At 64.9% G+C, this 6,120-nt stretch carries 4 protein-coding genes and 1 pseudogene; 4 read left to right on the top strand and 1 reads right to left on the bottom strand.

Going from position 1 to position 6,120, the window contains the following annotated elements; translation table 11 throughout:
* The 4 genes and pseudogenes from AC30NL_RS19540 to istB form a co-directional block, all read left to right on the top strand.
* A pseudogene (locus AC30NL_RS19540) lies at nt 1-351 on the top strand (hypothetical protein); the annotation flags it as partial.
* Nucleotides 352-1,822: 1,471 nt separating this feature from the next.
* On the top strand, nt 1,823-2,935 hold the full coding sequence (locus AC30NL_RS19535) for a ParB/RepB/Spo0J family partition protein (protein ID WP_489465652.1): 1,113 nt from the start codon (nt 1,823-1,825) through the stop codon (nt 2,933-2,935).
* A complete protein-coding gene (locus AC30NL_RS19530) occupies nt 2,817-4,130 on the top strand; it encodes an IS21/IS408/IS1162 family transposase (RefSeq protein WP_489465653.1) in 1,314 nt (437 codons plus the stop codon). Before AC30NL_RS19535 ends, AC30NL_RS19530 begins: the two co-directional genes overlap by 119 nt.
* Nucleotides 4,111-4,929 (top strand): IS21-like element helper ATPase IstB, encoded by an 819-nt coding sequence (gene istB, locus AC30NL_RS19525; RefSeq protein ID WP_489465651.1) that lies wholly within the window; start codon nt 4,111-4,113, stop codon nt 4,927-4,929. Before AC30NL_RS19530 ends, istB begins: the two co-directional genes overlap by 20 nt.
* Nucleotides 4,930-5,640: 711 nt before the next feature.
* On the opposite strand, the gene AC30NL_RS19520 is transcribed toward istB, so the two are convergent.
* The gene (locus AC30NL_RS19520) at nt 5,641-6,015 is read right to left on the bottom strand and encodes a hypothetical protein (protein WP_489465650.1); all 375 of its coding nucleotides are present in this window, start codon (nt 6,013-6,015) and stop codon (nt 5,641-5,643) included.
* Nucleotides 6,016-6,120: the final 105 nt, after the last annotated feature.

The following is a 6,120-nucleotide window of genomic DNA, read 5'->3' as shown; positions in this document are numbered from 1 at the left end:
GCTCTGGATGCCTCGCTGCTGGCGAGGGAAGGCTATGAGAACTCGACGTTGTGGTGGAATCTGCGCCGCCTGTACTTTTACATCGACAACAACGCCGGCGAGCTCGTGAACTATGGCGCGCGCTACCGCAAGGGGCTGCCGATCAGCAGCAGCATTGCCGAGTCTGCGGTGAATCAGGTAGTCATCCATCGCATGGCGAAGAAGCAGCAAATGCGATGGACTGACGAGGGCGCGCACCGCTTGGTGCAGGTCAGAGTAGCTGTCCTCAACGACGAATTCTCGGTGAAGCGACTTGCCGCATTGGCCAAGATGCCGAGTGCTAATGCGCCACACGCACGTCAAGCCGCATGATTTGGCCTCCCACGGTTTGGATCACTCTCCGCCGAAGCGCTGGAAAGTTGGAAGAACGTGGCGTTGGGCTTGGCGAAGTCATCCGACCCAAGCGATCGGAATCTTGCCGCGGACGTCGTTTGTCGACAAGCATTTCGGTGATGGACGCGTGCCTGATCGTGTTCCGCCAAGGCCCGATCGACGCGGTCCGGACATCGAACGCGGATGACGCGGCGGTATCCGATTTGTTCGATGTCCGACAGGCGCAACATGGGGGGCTTTGGACTGCGCGGCCCTTCAGGTCGGAACGAAGGGGCCATCGCACATCGCACAGCTGCCCGCTGATGGGGCACCAGACGCAAAGCGAGAGCTGGCACGGCTTAGCGGCGCTACCGCTACCGTTGTTCACAAGGTTGTCCACCTTCACGGTGGACAACCGCTCTCGGGCTCTCGGTGTCGTTGGCGGCGGCGCGGTACCTGACGAACCAGAAGCAAGTCGCACACTCAATGTCTTAAACCAAGCTCATGCGGGGATATTAAGACACTTCTCGAAACCGTGCGGTTCTGGACCGTTTGATATTTCGAGTGAAATCAATATCTTACTTTGGCGCTCACGAGATTTGACCCATCTTCGCTCAATAGAACTGACCCAGTGACGGGTGAGATTTTTGTAACGGACGAGGTGGTTGTCAGGGGGTGGAAGCTGCCCTTGGGCGCGAGTCTGCTGACGGCCTGTCGTGCGTTCATATTGGGTGGCGGGCCGGCGACCGAGCAGGAGAGGCGCACGTAGCGGCGCTGTTGACGACGGTGGCGTTCGGTCTTGCGCGTGCAGGGCTGTGAGCGGTAGAACGGTGCTGGTCTGGGGGATCAAGACGGGCGCGGCAGCCGAACGACCTGGGCAGTTGCTTTTGCCGCCGCACCCCACCGTGTTGAGCACAGTGCACGAGAAGTATTGCACCGGCGGACGGGGCTCGTCCACCGCTTCAGCACAGCCGATCGCACCAGACGCTGTGGGGACTGGAGCGGGGGTACAACGTGGATTGGCTGGCGGCAGGGGCCAGCGCTGGCGCGGCACGGACGTATTCGTGCGCGCGCTGCCAGAGCGAAGTGCTGGTGTGCAGAGGCTGCGACCGCGGACAGCGGTACTGCAGCATTGAGTGCCGCGATCAATCGCGGAGTGATGGCCTGCGTGCGGCAGGCCGGCGTTACCAGAGCACGCGGGCCGGGCGCTTCGCGCACGCGCGGCGGGCCTCGTCGTATCGCCGACGGCAAAAGATCGTGACGCATCAGGCTTCACAGGTGGTACCCGCACCCACGACAGTGGTGTCGGACCCGGTCGAGGCTGAGGTTGTCAAGGCGGCGGCAGTCACGGCCGTAGCGTGGCATTGCCGCTGGTGCGGCGGTGTGTGCATGCCCATGGTTCGCCGCAGCTTCCTGCGCCACGGCCGAGTCCCACGCAACGCTGCCTCACAAGGTAGCCGAGGAGTTGTGCATGGGCAGTCGCCCTGACATCGAAGTCGAACTGCGCCGCCTGGAGTTGCGGTTCGCTGCGACGCGCGTGAGCGATGAGCGGGCGGTGCAGCGCCTGGTGCAGTCGATCGACGCGTGCGGACAACTGATCGCATGCATTGCCGTGGATGAGCCGCATCCCGAAGGCAAGATCATGGCCTCACCGTGGGTGCTGATCGACGGCTATCGGCGCGTGGCCGCGCTGCGCAAGCTCGGACGCGATACCGCACGCGTGGAGTGCTGGAGCTGCACGGTGACACAGGCGTTGGCGCAGGTGCTGGCTCGCTCACACTCACGCACGTTCACGGCGATCGAGGAGGCGCTGCTACTGCGCGACCTGATGGACGGGCAACGCCTGTCGCAGCGCGAAGCGGCGCTCCAATGCGGGCGCGATGTGAGCTGGGTACAGCGCCGCTTGCAGTTGCTGGGCGAGGTGCCCGAAGCAGTGCTCGAGGCGGTGCGCTGCGCGCAGGTGTCGACTTGGGGCGCGGTGCGGGTGTTCGTGCCGTTGGCACGCGCCAACGCCGATCACGCGCAGCGCTTGCTGGCCAGCCTGGGCCAGCCGCAGCAGGCGCTGTCCACGCGTGAACTCAGTGACTGGTTCGCCCACTACCGGTGCGCCCAAAGCAGCCAGCGCGAACGCATGGTCGAGCACCCGCGGCTGTTCATCGACAGCGTCACCGAGCGCGAGCGCGAGCGCGCGGCCACGCAGTTGAAGGGCGGACCGGAACAGCAGGCGGTGGGCGAACTCGCTCACCTACAAGCCCAACTCGAGCGCGTGCGCAGGGCCCTGGGCGCGCTGCAGTGGCCGGCGGGCATGCCGCTGGCGCGAGCGTGCCGCCGCGTGCGCGCGGCCGTGCCCGAGGTGGACGCCGAACTCAGGAGGTTGGGTCATGAAGTCGATCGAGATCCGCAACAGCGTGCACATGCTGCGCGAGCAGGGTCGCTCGCTGCACGAGATCAGCCGGCTGCTGCGCCTGTCGCGCAACACGGTGCGGCGGATATTGCGCCAGCCCAGTGCGCCGGCGGTCACGCCGGCGGTGGATGCAGCGATGCAGCAGCGGCTGAAGGAGGCTTACGTGCGCGCGCAGGGTAATGCGGTACGCATCGCGCAGATCCTGTCCGACGAACACGGCATGGCGCCGTCGTACAGCACGCTCACCCGCTGGGTGCGCCAAGCCGAGTTGCGCGCGGCGCCCAAGCGATCGGGCGAGTACCACTTCGCACCCGGCGAGGAGATGCAGCACGACACCTCGCCGCACCGGGTGACGATCGCAGGCAAGACCCTCACTGCACAGTGCGCGGCGCTGACGCTGGCGTACTCGCGGCGTCTGTTTGTTCGGTACTACCTGCGCTTCACCCGACTGGAAGCCAAGCACTTCCTGCTGCAGGCGGCGCTCTTCATGGACGGCACCTGCCCGCACTGCGTGATCGACAACACCTGCGTGATGGTGGTGGGCGGGGCCGGCGCCGACGCCGTCATCGCCCCCGAGATGGAGGCCTTCGCCGCGACGCTGGGCTTCAAGTTCATGGCCCATCGTGTCCTGGATCCAAATCGAAAAGCCCGGATCGAGAGACCATTCTTCTACATACAAACCAACCTCCTGCCCGGGCGGACCTTCGCCAGCCTGGAGGACCTGAACGCACAGGCGCTGCGCTGGTGCATCGACATCGCCAACGCCAAGCCCAAGCGAGCCCTGGGCATGTCGCCCGAGGCGGCGTACGCCACGGAGCGGCCCTGTCTGCGCCGACTGCCGGCGGTGCTGCCGCCGGCCTACGAGGTGCTCGATCGAGTGGTGGACCTGTACGGCTTCGTCAGCGTGGACACCGTACGGTATTCGGTGCCCGAGCGGCTGGTGGGCAAGACGGTGACGGTCTACAAGCACTACGAGCGCGTGCAGATCCATCATCGCGCGATGCTGGTGGCCAGCCACGTACGCGTGATCGACGAACGCGACGTGCGCAGGACGCTTCCTGGACATCACACCGTGCCACAGCGCGCGCCGCGGGAGCCGGCGCTGACGGATCAATTGCTGCGCGGCGAGCACGAGGTGCTGCAGCGTTATGCGACGGCGCTCAAGCTGCATCACCAGCATGGCCGCGGCGTGCGTGCCTTGCACCGGCTGGTGCAGATCAAACAGACCTACCCGCGCGAGCCCTTCCTCGCCGCGGTGGCGCAGGCGCTCAAGTTCGGGCTGTTCGATCTCACCCGGCTGGAGCACCTCGTGCTGCGGCACGTGGCGGGCGACTTCTTCGCGCTGGCCGGTGACGATGAAGACAACGACGCGTGAACAGCTGCATGCGCTGCTGAGCGAGCTCAACCTCAAGGGCATGGCGCGAACGCTCGACGACGAACTCGATCGCGCCCAAGCACAGGGCGAACCCGCCGCCGACGTGCTGCACCGCCTGCTCACCGAACAGGCCGCGTTCCAACGCGAGCGCCGCCTGGTCTACCGCGTCTCGCAGGCACGACTGCCCTGGCCGTGGACGCTCGATACCTTCCCCTTCGCCAAACAGTCCGGCGTGGACCGAGCCCAGGTCCGCGCGCTCGCCGGCTTGGACTTCGTGCGCCGCGCGCAGAACCTGGTGCTCATCGGAAAGACCGGCACGGGCAAGACCGGGATTGCGATCGGCCTGCTGCGCCAGGCCTGCCTGAACGGCTACACCGGGCGCTTCTACAACGCCCAGGACCTGTTCGACGAGCTGTACGCCTCCCTGGCCGACCGCACCACCACCAAGCTGCTCAAGGCGATGTCGCGCATGCGCCCCATCGTCATCGACGAACTCGGCTACCTCACCCTCAAGCCCGAGCAGGTCAATGCCTTCTTCCGCCTGATGGAGCAGCGCTACGGCAGGGTCAGCAGCATCATCACGACGAACCTCGACTACCCAGCGTGGTACGAGATGTTCGGCAACAAGCCGCTGGTTGACGCGCTGCTGGACCGTCTGCGTCACCAATGCATCACCATCCGCATTGATGGGCCGTCGCTGCGTGAGGCGGCGCCCGAAAGCAGCCCAACGCCAGCACCGGCCGCTTCGCCATCGCCACCTGCCGAGCGCGCCAAGAGGCCGCCTCACAAGCCGACATGACCTTCCGATGTCTCCCGCAACTCGCTCCTGCCGACCCGCCTGAATGGCAGCACCGCTACAGGCCTCCAGACAAAGCCGTCAAGAGGGCGCGCAGGTCCCGTTGTGGTACGCGGGTGTTGAGCCCCGCGGCGGGGCTTGGAGGAGCCGCCACCATCGCTGCGCTGCTTGCTCAGGGTCACACCCGCCTGGCTGCGCCAAGGCTCTGCTGCGGACCCTGAACGGGCCCTCTACTGGGGCGAGCCCCAGCCCCCGCGGCCTAGGGCCGCTGCGCCTTCGGCGCGCTCCACCTACGTCGACGACCCCATCAGGGCGGCGCCCTCAACCAACGAGCCAAGGGCCTCAACCGACACCTGGAACCCACAAGTGACTGCGCATCCGCTGGGTCAGGTTCTGATGAGCAGACCTGGGTCAGTTCCGGTGAGCGTCGAGGTCTTACGAGCGAGTGTCTGAAAAACACTCTTTTCAGACACTCAGGCCAAGTCGCTTGTATTCCACCGCTTGAGAAGACGATTGCTCGACTTGGAGTCGGTAATATTGGCGATCTTGCGGCCGGCGCCTTGGATGGGAGCTACCTTCGCGAAGTAGCAACCCATGCGAAAAAACTGCGGCCTAGTCGACGCAATGGTAGGCACTCTCTTTTCCGGTCTGCTTGACAACCACAATAGAGTTTCCACTTATCGGGGTGTCTGAATTTGGGCGGCCACCTCTGCGCTATGCGAGCTGAAGGCGCTCGGCCTTGTCGAAGTGCAGCGGCTTCGATCGCCTCTTCGAAGCATCGGCATCCAGGTTGCGTACTGCGCCTGCCTTCACGAGGCGCACCAGCGAGCTTTGCAGCTCACCTGGAAGCCAGTTCGTTGTCTCAAGAATGTCTGCAAAATCGGATGTAGCGATCCGCCGTTCACCAGTTGAAAGATACCGGCGCCAGAAGGCATCGACTTCATCTGGGCTGCAGCGGCCGTCGGTCGGCTCGGGCTGTGTGTCTGCGCCGAACATGTCCGTGACGCCGGTCCTTTGCTCGCGGGCGTCGATCTGCTTGGCAGCACGAACCTGCCTTTGGATCAGGTCAATGCGTTGGGAGATGTCCATAAACGGCCCAGGGTAAGGATTCGTGCGTAGTGCGCCGGGAGACCGGCAAGGAGTAAAGGGTGAGAGTCCCTCACAACAAGGAAGTAGCGATTCATGTTGCCCCAG

Source organism: Rhizobacter sp. (assembly GCA_021153565.1).
GTDB lineage: Bacteria > Pseudomonadota > Gammaproteobacteria > Burkholderiales > Burkholderiaceae_C > Albitalea.
This window is presented reverse-complemented; position numbering and strand designations above follow the sequence as displayed.

Bases quoted from the DNA above. Each gene is read 5' to 3' on its own strand.
- AC30NL_RS19535 (WP_489465652.1), top strand. From the start codon at position 1,823: ATGGGCAGTCGCCCTGACATCGAAGTCGAACTGCGCCGCCTGGAGTTG.
- istB (WP_489465651.1), top strand. From the start codon at position 4,111: ATGAAGACAACGACGCGTGAACAGCTGCATGCGCTGCTGAGCGAGCTC.
- AC30NL_RS19520 (WP_489465650.1), bottom strand. From the start codon at position 6,015: ATGGACATCTCCCAACGCATTGACCTGATCCAAAGGCAGGTTCGTGCT.